Here is a 1,525-nt window from a genome sequence, read left to right on the forward strand (position 1 = left end):
ACCGCGGCCGAGCAGCGGCACGTCCTCGCGGGCCTCCAGGCGCTGGCCGCGCACCCCGGATCGTCCTCGACGCTCCCCGGCGTGCCGGTCCGCGTGATCTCGGGCACGGCGTCCAGCCCGCTCACGCGACGGCAGCGCGTCGACCTGGTGCGCGCGCACCAGGCGTCGGCCGCGGCCGCGGCCGACGGGGCATGGATCCCGGCGACGCGGTCCGAGCACATGGTGCCGGTGACGGAGCCGGACGTCGTCGCCGCCGCCGTCATGGCCCTGCTCCGGGGCCCTGTTCCCGAGGGATCCGCCTAGGGCGCCGGGATCGTCAGCGCCCACGCGCGGAACGACGCCGCGTCGGCACCCGTGAGCACGGCCGCGGGGCCGGGCATGGGATCGCGGACGGGCACGAGCGCGAGCGCGTCGCCGGGGAGGCCGACGAGCACCTCGCCGACGATGGAGTCGGGCGACGCCGTGTCCACGCGCACGAGGTAGACGGTGCCGCCCGGGACCTCCGGCCGGTCCGCGTCGACCGACTCCGCCATGCCGCCGCGGCCGGTGGCCAGGGCGTGCAGCTCGTCGACGCGGAAGCGCTGCGCCACGTCCCCGGCCTCCAGCCGCACGCCCGTCTCCGTCGTCCCGCGCCGCCCGACGGGCACGTCCGCGAGCGTCGCCGACAGGCCCGATCCCGACCACGGCCGGATGCTCGCGAGCGGCCGCGGCTGGTTCGCGCGCAACCGCTCCTCGGGGCTCCGGCGCCACGGCCACTCGTCGCGGGAGAGGAGGGCGCCGACGAAGGCCCCCGCCACGAACGGGATCGACGCCCCGAGCATCGACGAGGCGTTCAGGGCGGACGCGACGCCGACCACGCCGACGAGCAGCAGGACCCGGACCCAGCCGTTCCGCACGGCGTAGATGGCGAGCGCCACGGCGATGCCCGCACCGGTGAGCCCGAGGAACGCCCACAGCGGCACGGCGCCCGGCCGCAGCGCGGCCACCGCGGAGAGCACGAGGACGACGGCGATGAGGACGCCCGTGAAGGCCATCGCCCCTCGGCGCTCGCGGGCGGTGCGGGACGGCTTCGACGGGGACACGGGGCTCCTGGTGGGCGGCTCGGGGTCGGCGGGTTCCGGATTCGGACCCCGTCCAGCCTGCCCGAGACGGTCCCGGCGGCGGCGGCGCGCCACGGCCCCCGAGCGGGTGCCGATCGGCCGGGAGCCGGTCGGCCGCCTCCGGGCGACGCACCGGTCAGCCGGCGACGCGCCGCAGCTCGAGCACGCCCGGGATCAGCTGCCGCGTCGGCATCTCGCCGCGCGCGAAGTCCCCCCACACCTGCCGCACCCGCCGGGCGTCGCGCTGGATCCCCGCCCACGGCGCACCCGCGAGGAGCCCGGCACCGCGCCACGCCTCCTCGTCCCCGAACAGGAGCGGCAGGTCCACGGTGTGCGCGGCGCCGAAGGGGCTCCCGGGCGCCGACCAGCGGATCGCGTACCGGTGCGCCGTGCCGCCCGCCCGCGCGTGCCGACGCGCGAACCGG

At 78.6% G+C, this 1,525-nt stretch carries 1 protein-coding gene and 2 pseudogenes; 1 reads left to right on the top strand and 2 read right to left on the bottom strand.

Annotated features, from left to right (window positions below):
* A pseudogene (locus tag Q6969_RS15545) lies at positions 1-303 on the top strand (alpha/beta hydrolase); the annotation flags it as partial.
* On the opposite strand, the gene Q6969_RS15550 reads toward Q6969_RS15545, so the two are convergent.
* Together Q6969_RS15550 and Q6969_RS15555 are read right to left on the bottom strand one after the other, a co-directional pair.
* On the bottom strand, positions 300-1,082 hold the full coding sequence (locus Q6969_RS15550; RefSeq protein ID WP_317231252.1) for a hypothetical protein: 783 nt from the start codon (positions 1,080-1,082) through the stop codon (positions 300-302). The pseudogene Q6969_RS15545 and the gene Q6969_RS15550 overlap by 4 nt on opposite strands.
* 154 nt (positions 1,083-1,236) lie before the next feature.
* A pseudogene (locus Q6969_RS15555) lies at positions 1,237-1,525 on the bottom strand (carboxylesterase/lipase family protein); the annotation flags it as partial.

The organism is Clavibacter sp. MX14-G9D (assembly GCF_032917815.1).
GTDB classification, from domain to species: domain Bacteria; phylum Actinomycetota; class Actinomycetes; order Actinomycetales; family Microbacteriaceae; genus Clavibacter; species Clavibacter michiganensis_K.